Annotated in this window: 11 protein-coding genes; 7 read left to right on the top strand and 4 right to left on the bottom strand. The window is 74.2% G+C overall.

What is annotated here, in order from left to right; genetic code table 11:
- Window positions 1-27 precede the first annotated feature (27 nt).
- Window positions 28-2,475 (top strand): SpoIIE family protein phosphatase, encoded by a 2,448-nt coding sequence (locus ACZ7JA_RS13810; RefSeq protein WP_470808165.1) that lies wholly within the window; start codon window positions 28-30, stop codon window positions 2,473-2,475.
- Between the two features lie 6 nt (window positions 2,476-2,481).
- Here ACZ7JA_RS13810 and ACZ7JA_RS13805 read toward each other — a convergent pair whose 3' ends face one another.
- Window positions 2,482-4,359, bottom strand: a complete 1,878-nt coding sequence (locus ACZ7JA_RS13805; protein WP_470808161.1) for an acyl-CoA dehydrogenase family protein — start codon at window positions 4,357-4,359, stop codon at window positions 2,482-2,484.
- A 386-nt stretch (window positions 4,360-4,745) separates the two neighbouring features.
- On the opposite strand from ACZ7JA_RS13805, the gene ACZ7JA_RS13800 reads away from it, so the two are divergent.
- From ACZ7JA_RS13800 to ACZ7JA_RS13780, 5 genes are all read left to right on the top strand, one after another.
- Window positions 4,746-5,429, top strand: a complete 684-nt coding sequence (locus ACZ7JA_RS13800) for a ScbR family autoregulator-binding transcription factor (RefSeq protein WP_389297584.1) — start codon at window positions 4,746-4,748, stop codon at window positions 5,427-5,429.
- Between the two features lie 124 nt (window positions 5,430-5,553).
- Window positions 5,554-6,792 carry a cytochrome P450 family protein gene (locus tag ACZ7JA_RS13795; protein WP_351663097.1) on the top strand — a complete coding sequence of 413 codons (1,239 nt, stop codon included), beginning with the start codon at window positions 5,554-5,556 and terminating at the stop codon, window positions 6,790-6,792.
- A 268-nt stretch (window positions 6,793-7,060) separates the two neighbouring features.
- On the top strand, window positions 7,061-7,717 hold the full coding sequence (locus ACZ7JA_RS13790; RefSeq protein ID WP_470808155.1) for a ScbR family autoregulator-binding transcription factor: 657 nt from the start codon (window positions 7,061-7,063) through the stop codon (window positions 7,715-7,717).
- A 260-nt stretch (window positions 7,718-7,977) separates the two neighbouring features.
- Entirely contained in the window at window positions 7,978-9,039 is a 1,062-nt protein-coding gene (locus ACZ7JA_RS13785) for a YihY/virulence factor BrkB family protein (protein ID WP_470808153.1), read from the top strand.
- Window positions 9,040-9,094: 55 nt separating this feature from the next.
- Window positions 9,095-9,889, top strand: a complete 795-nt coding sequence (locus ACZ7JA_RS13780; protein ID WP_351663105.1) for an SDR family NAD(P)-dependent oxidoreductase — start codon at window positions 9,095-9,097, stop codon at window positions 9,887-9,889.
- Between the two features lie 11 nt (window positions 9,890-9,900).
- On the opposite strand, the gene ACZ7JA_RS13775 is transcribed toward ACZ7JA_RS13780, so the two are convergent.
- Window positions 9,901-11,127 carry a cytochrome P450 gene (locus ACZ7JA_RS13775; RefSeq protein WP_351663108.1) on the bottom strand — a complete coding sequence of 409 codons (1,227 nt, stop codon included), beginning with the start codon at window positions 11,125-11,127 and terminating at the stop codon, window positions 9,901-9,903.
- A gap of 512 nt (window positions 11,128-11,639) precedes the next feature.
- Here ACZ7JA_RS13775 and ACZ7JA_RS13770 point away from each other — a divergent pair.
- Entirely contained in the window at window positions 11,640-13,013 is a 1,374-nt protein-coding gene (locus tag ACZ7JA_RS13770; protein WP_470808149.1) for a tannase/feruloyl esterase family alpha/beta hydrolase, read from the top strand.
- Window positions 13,014-13,176: 163 nt separating this feature from the next.
- Here the strand turns inward: ACZ7JA_RS13770 and ACZ7JA_RS13765 are convergent, their stop codons facing one another.
- A complete protein-coding gene (locus ACZ7JA_RS13765) occupies window positions 13,177-14,760 on the bottom strand; it encodes a glycerol-3-phosphate dehydrogenase/oxidase (RefSeq protein WP_470808147.1) in 1,584 nt (527 codons plus the stop codon).
- The gene (locus ACZ7JA_RS13760; protein WP_351663117.1) at window positions 14,757-15,356 is read right to left on the bottom strand and encodes a TetR/AcrR family transcriptional regulator; all 600 of its coding nucleotides are present in this window, start codon (window positions 15,354-15,356) and stop codon (window positions 14,757-14,759) included. The genes ACZ7JA_RS13765 and ACZ7JA_RS13760 overlap by 4 nt, the downstream gene beginning before the upstream one ends.
- Window positions 15,357-15,412 lie beyond the last annotated feature (56 nt).

Raw genomic sequence — 15,412 nt, 5'->3', positions numbered from 1 at the left:
CCATGGGGATGACGGGAGATGGAACCGATGGAACCTGCCGGAAACGGCCGCGACGCGGCCATGTCCGCGGCGCCGGGCGACCTTCTCGACGCCTCCACCGACGCGGCGGCGGTGCTGTCGGCCGACGGCGTCGTGGCCGGCTGGACGCGCGGCGCCGAAGCGCTGCTCGGCCATCGCGCGCCGGACGTGGTCGGCCGCCCCGCCGCCCGCCTGCTCGCCGGCCCCGGGGACCCGGCGCGGGCCGCGGCCGTCGCGCGGCACTGCCGCACCGGAATGGGGTGGAACGGCCGCATCGCGCTGCGGCACCGGGACGGCCGCGACCTCGATCTCGATGTCCGGGTCTCGGCGCCCTTCCGGGTCCTCGGCGAGGAGTGCTTCCTGGTCTCGGCGCACGAGCAGCGGACCCGGTGGACCATGGGCCAGTCGGTCCTCGACGGCTTCCTGACCCGCTCACCGGTGGGGATGGCCGTGATGGATCTGGATCTGCGCTATGTGTGGCTGAACGACACGCTGGAACGATCCGGCGGTGTGCCCCGGGAACAGCGGCTGGGGCGACGGCTGAGCGAGCTGCTGCCCGGTCTGCAGGCGGACGTCCTGGAGGGGCGGATGCGCAAGGTGCTCGCCACGGGCGAGCCGGTGACCGACTACGAGTACCTGGGATGGAGCTGGGCCGATCCCGGCCGCCGGCACGCCTACTCCACGTCCTTCTTCCCGCTGGTCGACGCCCACGGCGCCCGCAACGGCGTCTGCTACATGGTCCAGGACGTCACCGAGCGGTGGAACGCCCGCCAGCTGCTGTCGCTGGTGAGCGAGGCGGGCACCAGCATCGGCAGGACCCTGGACGTGCCGCGCACGGCGCAGGAACTGGCCGACTTCTCGGTCCCGCGGTTCGCGGACTTCGTCGTCGTCGACCTCCTGGAGCCGGCGCTCGGCGCGGAGGGCCAGGGCGCCCGGCCGGCCGGCGCCGGACCCGCGATGCGCCGCGCGGGCCTGCGGTCGGTGCGGGAGGGCTGCCCCGAGGCGATGGCCGGGACCGGCGAGGAGGTGCGCTTCCAGCCGCCCCCCGGCGATGTGAACCCGCTGGTCAGCGGCGAGCCGATCCTCGTCCCCGTCCTCGACCCGGCCGACCCCCGCTGGCGGGCCGAACAGCCCGCCGTGGCGGACCGCCTGCGCGACTTCGGCCTGCACAGCCTCATCTACGTGCCGATGCGGGCCCGGAACACGGTCCTCGGGCTCGCCGGCTTCTTCCGCTCGGTCAACCCGGTGCCGTTCGGACCCGACGACGTGCTGCTGGCCGGGGAACTGGTGGCGCGGGCGGCGCTGTGCGTGGACAACGCCCGCCGCTACACCCGGGAGCACACCGCCGCGGTCACGCTGCAGCGCAGCCTGCTGCCGGACGCCCCGTCCGGCGGCACGGCACTGGACGTCGCCTCCTGCTACCGTCCGGCGGACGCGTCGGGCGGGGTCGGCGGCGACTGGTTCGACGTGATCCCGCTGTCCGGCGCGCGGGTCGGCCTCGTCATCGGCGACGTGGTGGGGCACGGCCTCCCCGCGGCGGCGAGCATGGGCCGGCTGCGCACGGCCGTGCAGACCCTCGCCGCGATGGAGATGCCCCCCGACGAGCTGCTGGCCCACCTCGACGATCTGGTGCTGCGGCTGAGCGACGAGGAGGCCGGCCGCGACCAGGCCGGCCGCAGCACGACCACCTTCATCGGCGCGACCTGCCTCTACGCCGTCTACGACCCGGTCGGCGGCCGGTGCGCGGTGGCCCGGGCCGGACACCCGCCGCCCGTGGTCGTCGCGCCGGGAGCGCCCGCCCGTTTCCCGGACATCCCGGCCGGCCCACCGCTCGGACTGGGCGGCATGGCCTTTGAGGCCGCCGAGCTCGACCTGCCGGAGAACACTTTGCTCGGCCTCTACACCAACGGGCTCATCGAAGGCGCCGACCACGACATGGAGTCGGGCATGTCCCGGCTCGCACAGGTGCTGGCCGGGTCCGGGACCGGCCTCGACGCCCTGTGCACGTCCGCCGTGCGACGGTTGGTGTCCACGCCCCAGCCGGACGACGTCGCCCTGCTGCTGGCGCGCACCCACGCCCTCGGCGCGGACCGGGTCGCCTCGTGGGACGTGCCCGCCGACCCGGCCGCCGTGGGCCGCGCCCGCGCGGCGGCCACCCGCCGGGTGACCGAGTGGGGCCTGGGCGAACTGGCCATGACCACCGAACTCATCGTCAGCGAACTGGTCACCAACGCGGTCCGCTACGCCCGGCCCCCGATCCGGCTGCGGCTGGTGCGCGGCGCCCGGCTGAGCTGCGAGGTCAGCGACGCGAGTCCCACCGCTCCCCGGCCGCGGCACGCCCGCAGCACGGACGAGGGCGGGCGCGGGCTGCTCCTGGTGGCCAGGCTCGCCCAGCACTGGGGAGCCCGCCACACGGCCGACGGAAAGATCATCTGGGCCGAGCAGGAGATTCCGTGAGGGCGGTCAGTCCCCGGAACCGTCGCAGGCGTCGCCGGTGCAGTGGCCGGCGAGCGAGCGGGGTCCGCCCGCGGCCATCGGAATGCCGTCCAGGTACTCCCTGGGCAGGTCGAAGCCCTCGACCAGGTCGGTCATGCGCGGCGCGAGGTCGCGCAGGACGTCGTCGACGAACCGGGGCAGGGCCCGCACCTGGTCAGCGGAGAGGTGGCCGTCGGCCAGCAGGTCGCCGGTGAACTCGCCGAGCTGCTGCAGCAGGAACAACCGGCAGAGCCGCTCCAGCAGTTCGCCCGCCTCCGGCCGCCGCGCCCGGGCCGCAGCGGCCAGGAAGGCGTCGGCCGCCTGCAGCCGGGCGTGCACCGAGACCATCTCCAGGGCGGCGGAGGAGGCGCCGTTCCACCGCTCGACCGGATCACCGGAGGGTCCCTGACGCAGGGCCGCCCGCGCCCGGTCCTGCCAGACCGCCTCGGCCCGGGCCAGCAGCCCGCGCAGGTGCCGAGCGTCCGTCAACCGCTCGACACTGCCCGGGGGTTCGGGGTCCTGCCGGGGCGGCTGGTGCTCGAAGAGCATCTCGGCGGCCGCCTTCACCCAGATCACCAGGTTGTCGCCCTCGGCGGTGATGGTGCCCTCGATGTACTGCGGGAACTCCGACAGGCCGTTGGCGGCGAACAGGGCCTGGGCACCGCAGCGTTCCCGGCACTCGACCGTGATGTCCCGCGCCTGCCAGGTGATCCAGCTCTTCGCCACGGCGATCAGCCGCTCGGCGTCCGCCCGTTCCCCGGCGTCCGCCGCGTTCCGCGCGCAGGCCCAGCGGGCGAGCGCCGCGCGGTGCAGGAAGGTCATGGCGTAGGCCGTGGCGATGCCCTTCAGCAGCCGCCCGTGATGCGAGCGATGGGCGTTGACCGGAATGCGCTCACCCGCCCGCGGCCCGCTGACCAGCCGGTGGTCGCCGTAGCGTACGGCTATCGCGAGCGCGGCCCGGGTCGCGCCGACGGCGGCGCCGCTCATGCACAGCTTGCCCATGGTGACCCGGCCGATGGAGTGCAGGAACCGCTTGCGCCGGTTCCCCAGCGCGCTGTGCAGCCGGCCCTCGGCGTCCAGCCGGCCGTGCCCGGACTCCAGCAGGGCCTCGCGCGGCAGCGCCACCCGGTCGAACGAGGTCAGGCAGTGGTCCACCGGGGCGCCGGTGCGCAGCGGCAGCCGGCGGACCCCGACCCCCGGCAGCAGCCCCCGCTCGTCGCTCAGCGGGGTCAGGAACAGGAAGACGCCCTCGTCCCGGCCCTCGACCAGGAGGCGGGCGGCGACCACGGCGCTCTTCGGGCCGCCGGTCATGCTGGTGTTGGGCATGAACTTCTGCGCGCCCGGGTGCGGGGTGTGGAGCACGAATCCGCCCGTCTCCGGGTCGAGTTCGGCGGTGGTCTCCAGCGCCGAGGCGTCGTTGCCGTGGTCCAGCTCGGTGCACAGGAACGTTCCGGTGCGCCGCAGGGCCGTGAAGTCGGACAGGTCCCGTCGCCCGGCGCCCCCGTGGTCGAGCAGGCTGCCGAGGAAGAGGTTGTAGTGGATGCTCGCCACCGTGCACAGGCCGCCGCCGCCGTCCACGATCGCCGCCCACTCGTGCAGCGCCGCCAGCAACCGGGGGTCGTCCGCGAGCCGTTCGGCGTCCCCGGCGGTGTCGTTCACCAGGCGCAGCCATTCGTAGGAGAGCTCGGCGCGCTCGGCGGCGCCGAGTCCGGGTCGGTGGCGGAAGGTGTCCTTGGCGATGAGGTCGCGCCACATGCCGTGGACGCGGTCCCGGTCGTCGCCGTCGAAGAGGAGCCGGGTCAGCTCGCCGTGGTCCTCGATCTCCGGCGGAGGAGGGAGGTGTACCTGGGACGTCAGAAGGGTCATGACCCTCTCCCGTGGTCGCGGATCCGGCAGGGTGGGTTGCGCAGAGTCAGAAGATACGGACCTCCCGGTTTGCTAATCAAGCCAAGTTTCTGCCAACGGTGGCCGAACAGAGGGGCCTTGCGGACTCCGGCGGAGGCGGTCGTGAGCGGAATCCCCAACTCCTCGCCGGTGGGACGTTCTTCCCGTGCGGGCAGGCGCGGCGGGGCATTGAGATACCGGGCGACAGGTTTTATCGTGACGTCGGCGACGGCCCGGGGAGCCCGCGCACCCGGTGAAGGGGAGGCATCCATATGGTTGAAAGGGCATCTTCCGAGGTGGCACGATACGTACCTGTCGGTTTCTTTTCGTGGCCGACCGGTCCGTGAAGCCAGTGCGGAAGGTGTGCCGTGGCCCTGCAGGAACGAGCGATCAGGACGAGGCGCAACATCCTGGTGGCGGCCGCCGACGTGTTCGCCGACGTCGGCTACGAGGCCGCGACCATCTCGGAGATCCTCCAGCGGGCGAACGTCACCAAGGGCGCGCTCTACTTCCACTTCGCCTCCAAGGAACAGCTCGCCCAGGCGGTGCTCACCGACCAGTTGAAGTCGGTGCCGGAATCGCCGCCACGGGAACTGGTCCTGCAGGAGGGGCTGGACGCGGGTTTCCTGCTCGCCCATCTGCTCGGCTCCGGGGACCCCATGGTGCGCGGCAGCATCCGCCTCACCGTGGACCAGGGCTCACCGCACGACGGGCTGGACCGGCGGGTGCCGATGGCCGCCTGGGTCGACTACAACGCCATGCTCCTGGAACGGGCGAGGGCGAACGGGGAGCTGCTGCCCCAGGTCGACGTCCGGGCCGCGGCGAAGGCGTTCGTGGCCGCGTTCACCGGGGCCCAGGTGCTCTCCAAGATCATGAACGATCACTCGGACCTGATGGAGCGGGTGGTCGACCTCTACCGGCACCTGATGACCAGCATCGCCGTCCCCGCGGTCCTGGTGCGCCTGGACATGTCGCTCGACCGGGGCAGACGCGTCCACGAGGAGGCCATGGAGCTGCGCGCGGAGCCGCAGGAGGCCCCGGCCGCCGGCTGAGCGGAGGCCCTCCGCGGAGCACGGCCGCCGCCGGGCCGCTCCCGGAGCGGGGGAGCGGACATCGCTGCCATGGGCACGTCGCCACGCCCCAACGTGATGCAGGACCGACCCAGGGAGCACACCGATGGAACAGAACGCCTGCCCCTACGCCTTGGACCTCATGGGCCGGGACCACATGGGCGAGGCCGCGACCCTGCGCGCCCAGGGCCCCGCGGTACAGGTCGAGTTGCCCGGCGGGGTCCTCGCCTGGGCGGTCGTGGGACAGAGTCACGTGGAGCGGCTGCTGACCGACCCGCGCGTCTCGCGCAGCGCACGGCTGCACTGGCCGCCGTTCATGACGGGGGAGATCACCGAGGAGTGGCCGCTCTACCCGTGGGTGGCCAACGAGAACATGCTGTTCGCCTACGGGGAGCACCACACCCGGCTGCGCCGCCTGGTGGCCGGCGCCTTCACGGCGCGGCGCTCCGAGACGCTGCGGCCCCGCGTCCGGGAACTGTCGGCCGAACTGCTCGGCGAACTCGCCGCGCTGCCGCCCGGCGCCCCGGTCGACCTGCGGACCGCCTACGCGGAGGTGCTGCCGCTGCGGGTCGTCTGCGAACTGTTCGGCGTGCCGCGGGGCGCCGAGACGGACGCGCTGTCCGCCGCGCTGAGCACCGTGTTCAGCTCCACGGTTTCCGGTGCGGAGATGGAGGCCGCCCGGCTCGAGGCCTTCGGGAGGCTGGCCGCACTGGTCAAGGACAAGCGGGAACGGCCGGGCGACGATCTCACCAGCTCGCTGATCGCGGCCCGCGACCACGGCGACCGGCTCACCGAGGACGAACTGCTGGGCTCCCTCTTCATGTTCATCGCCGCCGGCCAGGACACCACCGCCACCCTCATCACCAACGCGGCCGGCGCCCTGCTCACCCACCCCGAACAGCTCGCGCACGTCCGCGAGGGCCGGGCCGGCTGGGCGGACGTGGTCGCCGAGACCATGCGCGTGCACACGCCCGGCGCCTACGCGCCGATGCGGTTCGCCGTCGAGGACATCGACCTGGACGGGGTACTGATCCGCAAGGGCGACTGCATCCTCGTCAACTTCGCGGCCGGCGGCCACGAGACCGAGCGGCACGGACCCGACGCGGACCGCTTCGACCTGCTGCGCGAGCGCGACCGCGACATCCTCGGCTTCGGCCACGGGCCGCACCGCTGCCTCGGCGCACCGCTCGGGGAGATCGAGGCGGCCTCCGCGCTCTCCCGGCTCTTCGAGATGTTCCCGGACGTGGAACTCGCCTGCTCGCCATCGGAGTTGGCGCCGCTGCCGACCTTCATGCTCAACGGCTACCGCTCGCTGCCCGTCCGCTTGCGCCCACAGGACTCCTGAGCGCGCGGGCGGCCGCCGGCCGGAAGTCCGCCGTCCCTCGCGGGCGGCGGACCCCGCCCGGGCCCCGCCGCCGACCCGACGCGCGGTTTCCGGCTGGGGCGCACGGTGAACTCCCCGCATGTGCAAGGGTATTTGAGAGCCCTTACGGGTTTTCGCACCCGGCGTGACGTCAGGCCTTGCCGAGCCCGTCCCGCATAAACATACTGAACATGCGGTTTACGGGGTCGAGGAGTGGCCTGCCTCCGCTCCGGCCCAGGAGGAGGGCGTCATGGTCAAGCAGGTACGCGCGGCTCGCACCCGGCAGGCCCTGATCCGCGCGGCGGCGGAGGCCTTCGCCCACGACGGCTACGCCCGCGCCTCCCTGCCCGCGATCAGCGGACGGGCCGGAGTCAGCGCCGGTGCGCTGCACTTCCACTTCCCGAGCAAGGACGCCCTCGCCCGCGAGATCGAGGGCGCCGCCGCCTACTCGGTGCGGGAGCTCGCCGAGTGCGCGGGGTCCACGGAGACCGGGGTGGCCGGGACGCTGGTCGGCGCGATCCGCCGGCTGGTGGTGGCCCTGGCCGCCGACCCGGTGGTGCGCGCCGGCTTCGTGCTGAGCGCCGACCCCGCGCGCCGCGACGGGACGGCGGCGCTGGACACCTGGCACGACTGGGTGCGCGACACGGCCCGGCGGGCCCACGAGGCGGGGGAGTTGCGGGACGGCGTCTCGCCCGAGGGCGTGGCCACCGTCGTGGTGGCGGCCACGGTCGGCTTCGAGCGGCTCGGCGGACCGCACCGCGACCCGGAGTCGGAGGACCGCATGGTGGAGTTCTGGACCTGCCTGCTGCCCCGGCTGACCGCCGCGCCGGTCCCCGGCCCCGCCCTGATGCCAACCGGTGAGCCGGTCGCCGGCCGGGGCGCCGAGAACAGCATGGCCGGTCTGTAGGCCTCCGTGCCCCGCCGGTCGGGTCGCGAGCCGCCCGCAGTACGCACCGAGCGGGACGAGGCACACCCGGACGCGGACGTCGCGGCCCGGGACCTGGTCGGCACGCCCGCCGGAGCGCTTCGTCCCCGCGCCGCACCGCGACGCGCGGCGCTGTGCCGCGCACCTGTGCGCCGACCCGAGCAAGCGGACCACCCTGGCCCGGCGCCGCCCGCGTCCCGCACCCGGCTGCGTATCCGCGCCACCGGGGGTACCCGGGGGACATGGCACGACTGCATCTTCCAGGGCACAAGGACCATCACGACGACGAGGCCAAGGCGTCCGAGCCGCCGTCACCGGAGGAGGCCGGGCCCGGCCCGGAGGTGGAACGGCGCGCGCCGGACGCGCCGACCAAGCTGCCGAAGGCCGCGTGGGGCCAGGTCCTCAAGGGCTCGCTGCGCGAGTTCAAGGACGACGAGCTGACCGACCGGGCCGCGGCGCTGACCTACTACGGCGTGCTGTCCCTCTTCCCGGCGCTGCTGGTGCTGCTCTCCCTGCTGGGCATCACGGGCAAGTCCGCCACGGACAAGGTGCTGACCAACCTCAAGCACCTCGCCCCCGGCCCCGCCCGCGACATCCTCACGCGCGCGGTGGAGCAGCTGCAGGGCAGCGCGGGCACCGGCTCCGTGCTCGCCATCGTCGGCGTGGTGCTGGCCGTCTGGTCGGCCTCCGGCTACGTCGCCGCCTTCATCCGCACGGCCAACGCCGTCTACGACGTCCCCGAGGGCCGGCCGATCTGGAAGATCCTCCCGGTCCGCCTCGGCGTGACGGTGGTCCTGATGGTGCTCGCCGTGGTCAGCGCCCTCATCGTGGTGTTCACCGGCGGTATCGCCCGGCGCGCCGGGGAGGCCCTCGGCATGGGGGACGCCGCCTTGACGGCCTGGGCCATCGCCAAGTGGCCGGTGCTGGTCGTCCTGGTCACCGTGATGATCGCGATCCTGTTCTGGGCGACGCCGAACGCCAAGGTCAGGGGGTTCAGGTGGATCACCCCCGGCAGCTTCCTCGCCCTGCTCCTGTGGCTGATCGCGTCGGCCGGGTTCGCGCTGTACGTCGCCGGGTTCGCCTCGTACAACAAGACCTACGGGACCATGGCCGGCGTCATCGTCTTCCTGATCTGGCTGTGGATCAGCAATCTGGCGATCCTGCTGGGCCTGGAGTTCGACGCGGAGACCGCACGGCAGCGGGCGATCGCCGGCGGGAACCCGCCGGAGGGGGAGCCCTACGTCGAACCGCGCGACACACGCGCGTGGGACGAGGAGGACGTACGCCGGCTGGACGAGACGTGAACGATCCGGGCCCGAACCCGGTAGTGCGTCCCGCGCGCGGGGAACCCGTCGTCGCATGCACATCGATCTGACTGGACGCACCGCCCTCGTCACGGGTTCGACGCAGGGCATCGGCGCCGCCATCGCCGCCGGTCTCGCGCGGGCCGGCGCCCGGGTGGCGGTGAACGGACGCAGCGAGGAGAGCGTGTCGGCCGCGGTCGGCACGCTCGCCGGGGAGGTCCCAGGCGCCGAATGGGTGCCGGTGGCCGCGGACGTGGCGAGCGAGGAGGGCGCCGAACGGGTGGCCGCGCTGCTGCCGCGGGTGGACATCCTCGTCAACAACCTCGGCGTCTTCGGCTCCGCCGACCCGCTGGAGATCACCGACGCCGAGTGGCGGCGGTACTTCGAGGTCAACGTCCTGGCCGCCGTACGGCTGACCCGGACGTACCTGCCCGGCATGACCGAGCGCGGCTGGGGGCGCATCCAGTACGTGGCCAGCGACTCCGCCGTCGTCATCCCCGCCGAGATGATCCACTACGGGATGTCCAAGACCGCGCTGCTCGCGGTGAGCCGCGGATTCGCCAAGAAGGCGGCGGGCACCGGCGTGACGGTGAACTCCGTCATCGCCGGGCCCACCCACACCGGCGGGGTCGAGGACTTCGTGTACGAACTCGTCGACCGGTCCCTGCCCTGGGACGAGGCCCAGCGGGCCTTCATGCGCGAGCACCGCCCGCAGTCGCTGCTGCAACGCCTGATCGAACCGGAGGAGATCGCCAACATGGTCGTCTACCTCAGCTCCGAGCAGGCCTCGGCCACCACCGGGGGAGCGCTGCGCGTCGACGGCGGGTACGTCGACGCGATCCTGCCCTGACCGGACCCGCGCTACCAGGTCACCGGCAGCACGCGCGGCCCGCGGATCAGCCCCTCGCGCTGGAACTCCACGTCCTCGGCCGCCACGGCGAGCCGGATCCGCGGGAAGCGGCCGAGCACGGCCCTGATCATGACCTCGGCCTCCATCCGGGCCATCAGGGCCGCCAGGCAGAAGTGCGGGCCGTGTCCGAAGGCGAGATGCCCGGCGCCGTCCCGGGAGAAGTCGAGCGTGTCCGGGTCGGGGAAGACCGAGGGGTCGCGGTTGGCGGCCACATAGGCGTTGTAGACGACGTCGCCCTTGCGGATGAGCCGGCCGCCGACCTCGACGTCCTCGGTGGCGACCCGGGGGATCCCGACGCCGTTGCGGTGCGGCACGAACCGGTACAGCTCCTCCACCGCCTTCGGCACCAGCGCCGGATCGCGCCGCAGCCGGTCGCGATGGGCCGGATGGGTGAGCAGCGCGTACATCATGGAGCCGCTGTTGTTGCGGACCGCGTGACCGCCGCTGACGTACACGGCCATGGCGAGCGAGACCGCCTCGTCGTCGCTGATCTCGCCGGCCGCCGCGGCCTGGGCCAGCACACTGGCGAGGTCCTCCCGGGGTTCCTCGCGGCGGCGCGCGAGCAGATCGACCACCCGGCCCCGGGTCGCCTCGCGCGCCGCGCGGTTGCGGTCGCCGCCGTCCGGGTCCTTGGACAGCAGCGCCTCGTTGTTCCCGGCCCAGTCGCGCCAGTCGTCCTCGTCCGCGCCGAGGAAGAAGCACACGACGGCGATCGGGAACGGCGTGTGCAGGTGTTCCATCAGGTCCGCCGGCGGGCCGGCCTGCTCCATGCCGTCGAGCATCCGTTCCGCGGTCCGCTCCGCCAGCGGGCGCAGCCGGTCCATGCCTCTCGCGGTGAACGCCCGGGCCACGACCCGGCGCAGCCGGGTGTGCCGCGGCGGGTCGATGTACTGCAGTCCCGCCGTCTGCGACGCCACGGCCTGCGGCGCCATGCTGGTCACCGCGCGCCCGACGAGCTCCGCCCGGGAGAAGCGCGGGTCGGACGTCACGAGGCGGACGTCCTCGTAGCGGGTGACCAGCCAGGCGTCCCCGGACCCGTACGGCAGGGTGATCCGGGTGACCGGTTCGTCGCGGAGCACCTCGTCCAGGAACGGGTCGGGCTCCAGGGCGGGCAGGTCGTCGACGGGCCAGTGCCGCACCTGCGGGGCAGGCGCCGCGGGCTCGGTGTCGAAGCTCATGTCGCATCACTCCTGACTGTCCCCGAGTCCGAACTGCCGGTCCGCCGGCGGGCGGCCGCGCGTCAGCAGGTTCCGTGCTCCACGCCGGAGTATCCGGGGGAGGGGCCGTCGCGGGGCGGACGCGGCGCCCGCCGGACGACCACGCGGGCGGGCCGTGGCGTCCGGGAGTGCCCGCCCGGTCGCGGGGCCGGCTCGTGTGCTCGCCCGGCGCCGTCCGCGCTGCCTCGCCCGGACGGCCGGGGCGGTCTGCCGCCGTCGGCCACGCTGCGTCCCTTCGCCGAACCTGTCTGTAGCGTGCCGCAGCCGCCGACGGCCCGCACGCCGGGAGCGCCGGGACCCCTGCGGCGGCGGGTGGCGCCAGCGCCCTCCGCCGGCATGTGCGCTCATGCCATCACCGACGCTTGCGAAGTGTGGCGACCGACCATGGCCGGGCGGGCGCGGGCGGCCAAACATGTGCACGACACGCTCCAGCTCCCTCCGTACCCGCACCACCGGACCCGGAAGGCCGCACCATGCACCCCAGCCGCCGAAGCACCCTCCTGTCCGCCGCCCTGCTCGCGGCGGCGTCCGTCACCCCCGCGGCCGCGGCCCGGGCCGACGACGGCTCGCCCGGCCGGGGCCGCGGCCGGCGCCCGCTCACGGTGCCGGGCGCCGAGTTCCAGCAGGTCTCCCGCCATGACGACCTGACGACCAGCGCCCTCGCCGGCACCGCCTACACCGACACCGCCGACTGGGCGGGACTCGCCGCCAAGGGCACCCGTAACCCCACCGGCGTGCCGGGTCTGCAGATCGACGGCTACTTCCCCGGCTCCTCGCGGCTGAACACGCTGCACGGCTGGAACCACGACGCCCAGTTCGTGATCCGGCTGCCCGAGGACTGGAACGGCAGGCTGGTGGTCACCGGCGCCCCCGGCGTCCGCAAGCAGTACGCGATGGACACCCTCGTCTCCGACTGGGTGCTGGCCCAGGGGTACGCGTTCGCCGCCACCGACAAGGGCAACAGCGGGCCCGACTTCTACACCGACGGCAAGCGGCCCGGCGACGCCGTCGTGGAGTGGAACCGGCGCACCACCCAGCTGACCCGCGCGGCCAAGGCGGTCGTAGCCCAGCACTACGGACACGCCCCGCGCCGCACCTACATGACCGGGATCTCCAACAGCGGCTACCTCACCCGGTGGCAGCTGGAGAACCACCCCGAGCTGTACGACGGCGGGGTGGACTGGGAGGGGCCGCTGTGGCGCCCGGAGGGCCCGAACCTCTTCACGTTCCTGCCCACCGCCGTCGCCCGCCAGCTCGGCCGGGCCGGCGACGAGGACATGTACGCGGCCGGGTTCGCCCGCGGCTCGGAGTTCCTGTGGCCGTACCACGAGAAGGCCTACTGGGGACTGACCCAGAAGACCTACCGCGCCGAGTTCGACCCCGGCTACGACCCCGACTGCCCCGGCGCCTCCGCCGGTTCGACGGTCGAGGAGATCTTCGCCCCCTGCCCGTCCGACGCCGCGTACGACTACGCGTCCCGGCCCCGCGCCGTCCATGACGCGGTCGCCCGGGTCGCGCTCACCGGCCGGATCGGCAAGCCCATGATCACCGTGCACGGCACCCTGGACGCGCTGATCCCCATCCGGGTCCAGTCCGACCTGTACGCCCGGATGATCGCCGAGCAGGGCCGCTCCCGGCTGCACCGCTACTACCGGATCGAGGGCGGCACCCACGTCGACAGTCTCTACGACACCTACCCGGACCGGCTCCGCCCGATCCTGCCCTGCTACCGGGCCGCCTTCACCGCGCTGACGGACTGGGTGGAACACCGCGAGGAGCCCCCGGCGAGCGGCACGGTGCCCCGACCGTCCACCGGCGACCTGGTGAACACGGGGTCACTCACCTGACCGTACCGAGCCCGTCGCGAGGTGCCGGCGACGGTGCCGGGACTCCCGTCACGGATGCGCCGCCCGAGGGGCCCAGGCCGCTCCCGGGGGCGGTCCGCCGCCCGCCCGTCCCGGCCCGTGTCGGCCTCGGCGGCGCCCGTGGCCGTCCCGGCCGGTGCCGGGGTCAGCGGTGTGTCGCGGTCGCCCGATGCAGGGCGTCCCGGGCGGGGGTGAGCGCCTCGGCGCGGTCCTCGGGGACCAGGCCGATCCTGGTGCGGCGGTCCAGGAGGTCCGACGGCTCCAGGGCGCCCTCGTGCAGGGCGGCCCAGACCAGCTCGGCCCGGGTGACGGGGTGGCCCGGCAGGACCGGTTCGGCCAGTGCCGGATCGCTGGTCGCCAGGGCCTGGACGGCCGGCGCCTCGGTGCCGTGCCGGCGGACCAGCCGGCGCGGCGCCGGCAGGGCCCGCAGCAGTCCGGGCGGGGCGGCGCCGACCAGCGGGAGATCCATGGTGGGGGAGGGCCTGGCGGGCAGCCCGCGGGCTTCCAGAGCGGCGTCCACCGCGTCCTGCGCCATCCGCCGGTAGGTGGTCAGCTTGCCGCCGACGACGGTGGTCACCCCGTCCGGGGAGGTCAGGACCGCGTGCCGGCGGGAGATGTCGGAGGTCCGGGCCGGTGCGTCAGCCGTGCCCCCGGCCCCGCCCGTGTCCAGCAGCGGGCGCAGCCCGGCGAAGGCCCCGGCGACCTCGTCCCGGCGCACCGGGACGTCCAGGACGGACCCGAGCACGTCCAGCAGGAAGCCGATGTCGGTCTCGGGGACCTCCGGCACGTCCGGCAGGGGGCCGTCGACCGGCTCGTCGGTGAGGCCGACGTAGACCCGGCCGTCGCCCTGCGGCAGCACCAGCACGAAGCGGTTGGTCTCGCCGGGGATCGGTATGTGCAGCCCGGCCGGCAGCGTGCCGAGCCGCTCCGAGCGCAGGACCAGGTGAGTGCCGCGGGACGGGCGGATCCGGATGCCCTCGACCAGCTCGCCCGCCCACACGCCGGTGGCGTTGACCACCGCGCGGGCGCGGATCTCGCCCTCCTCGCCGGTCACCTCGTCCCGCACGCGGGCGCCGGTCCCGGTCAGCTCCAGCACCCGCACCCGGGTCAGCACCCGGGCGCCCTGCGCGGCCGCGGTGCGGGCCAGGGCGGTCACCAGCCGGGCGTCGTCGGTCACCCGGCCGTCCCAGGACAGCAGCCCGCCGCGCAGCCCGTCGGCGCGCACGGCGGGCGCCAGATGCCGGGCCTCCGTCGCCGAGAGGCGGCGCGGCGCGGGCAGCACCTGCCGGGGCGTCCGCGCGGCCAGCCGCAGCATGTCACCGGCCCGGAACCCGGCCCACGCCAGCGAGGCCTGGGCCCGCGACACCAGCGGGGTCAGCGGCAGCACGAACGGCTGGGCGGCCACGAGGTGCGGCGCGGTGCGCGTCATCAGCACCCCGCGCTCGACGGCGCTCTCGTGCGCGACGTCGAACTGTGCGGAGGCGAGATAGCGCAGCCCGCCGTGGATCAGCTTCGAGCTCCAGCGCGAGGTGCCGAACGCCAGGTCGTGGGCGTCGACCGCGACGACGTCCAGCCCGCGGGCGGCCGCGTCAAGGGCCGCTCCGGCACCGGTGGCGCCGAGTCCGACGACCAGGACGTCGCAGAGCCGGCCGTCCGCCGCCTCGGCGAGTTCGCGGGCGCGCCGGCCCGCGCTGAGGGAGGAGCCGGGTACGGCCTCGGGGTGGCTCATGGCGTCAGGGTCCTCTCCAGAAGGGCGCGCAGCTCACCGAGCAGGGCGGCGGAGTCGAGGTCGGGGTCGTCCTCGTCGGTCATCGTGCGCAGGGACAGGGCGAAGGACTGCACCACCAGCAGCAGGGCGCGCGCCTGCCGCTCGGTGTGGGCGGTGCGCACCGAGCCGTCGGCGTGGCCCTCGCGCAGCGCCTCGGCCAGCAGCGCCAGCAGCGCCTCCTGGCTGGTGCCGCGCCGGTCGAGGACGTAGGGGAGCAGCAGTTCGGGATCGACGTCGACGATCTTCCGGAAGAGCGGGTGGGCGCGGAACGCCTCCACCCCCGCCACCAGCCCGTCCACGATCCGGACGCGGGTGACGGTGTCCGGCGCGGGCTCCGGTATCGCGCGGGTGGCCACCCCGATCCACTCCCGGGTCATCAGATCGCCGACCAGGGTGCGCAGATCGGGCCAGCGCCGGTACAGCGTCATCCGTGAGACGCCGGCGCGGCGGGCCACGTCGGCCAGGGTCGTGCGGCGCACCCCGACGGCCAGCACGCAGTCGCGCACCGCGTCGAGCACGGGATCGCTGTCCGAACCGTTGTGACGAATAGGCGTCATGTGTCACAGTGTAACGCCCCGGGGGCCGGCCGGAGCCGCCGCCGCGCGAACCGAGC

The sequence above is a fragment of the Streptomyces sp. NPDC038135 genome (assembly GCF_055601245.1).
This window is presented reverse-complemented; position numbering and strand designations above follow the sequence as displayed.

Bases quoted from the DNA above. Each gene is read 5' to 3' on its own strand.
- ACZ7JA_RS13810 (WP_470808165.1), top strand. From the start codon at position 28: ATGGAACCTGCCGGAAACGGCCGCGACGCGGCCATGTCCGCGGCGCCG.
- ACZ7JA_RS13805 (WP_470808161.1), bottom strand. From the start codon at position 4,359: ATGACCCTTCTGACGTCCCAGGTACACCTCCCTCCTCCGCCGGAGATC.
- ACZ7JA_RS13795 (WP_351663097.1), top strand. From the start codon at position 5,554: ATGGAACAGAACGCCTGCCCCTACGCCTTGGACCTCATGGGCCGGGAC.
- ACZ7JA_RS13790 (WP_470808155.1), top strand. From the start codon at position 7,061: ATGGTCAAGCAGGTACGCGCGGCTCGCACCCGGCAGGCCCTGATCCGC.
- ACZ7JA_RS13785 (WP_470808153.1), top strand. From the start codon at position 7,978: ATGGCACGACTGCATCTTCCAGGGCACAAGGACCATCACGACGACGAG.
- ACZ7JA_RS13780 (WP_351663105.1), top strand. From the start codon at position 9,095: ATGCACATCGATCTGACTGGACGCACCGCCCTCGTCACGGGTTCGACG.
- ACZ7JA_RS13775 (WP_351663108.1), bottom strand. From the start codon at position 11,127: ATGAGCTTCGACACCGAGCCCGCGGCGCCTGCCCCGCAGGTGCGGCAC.
- ACZ7JA_RS13770 (WP_470808149.1), top strand. From the start codon at position 11,640: ATGCACCCCAGCCGCCGAAGCACCCTCCTGTCCGCCGCCCTGCTCGCG.
- ACZ7JA_RS13765 (WP_470808147.1), bottom strand. From the start codon at position 14,760: ATGAGCCACCCCGAGGCCGTACCCGGCTCCTCCCTCAGCGCGGGCCGG.
- ACZ7JA_RS13760 (WP_351663117.1), bottom strand. From the start codon at position 15,356: ATGACGCCTATTCGTCACAACGGTTCGGACAGCGATCCCGTGCTCGAC.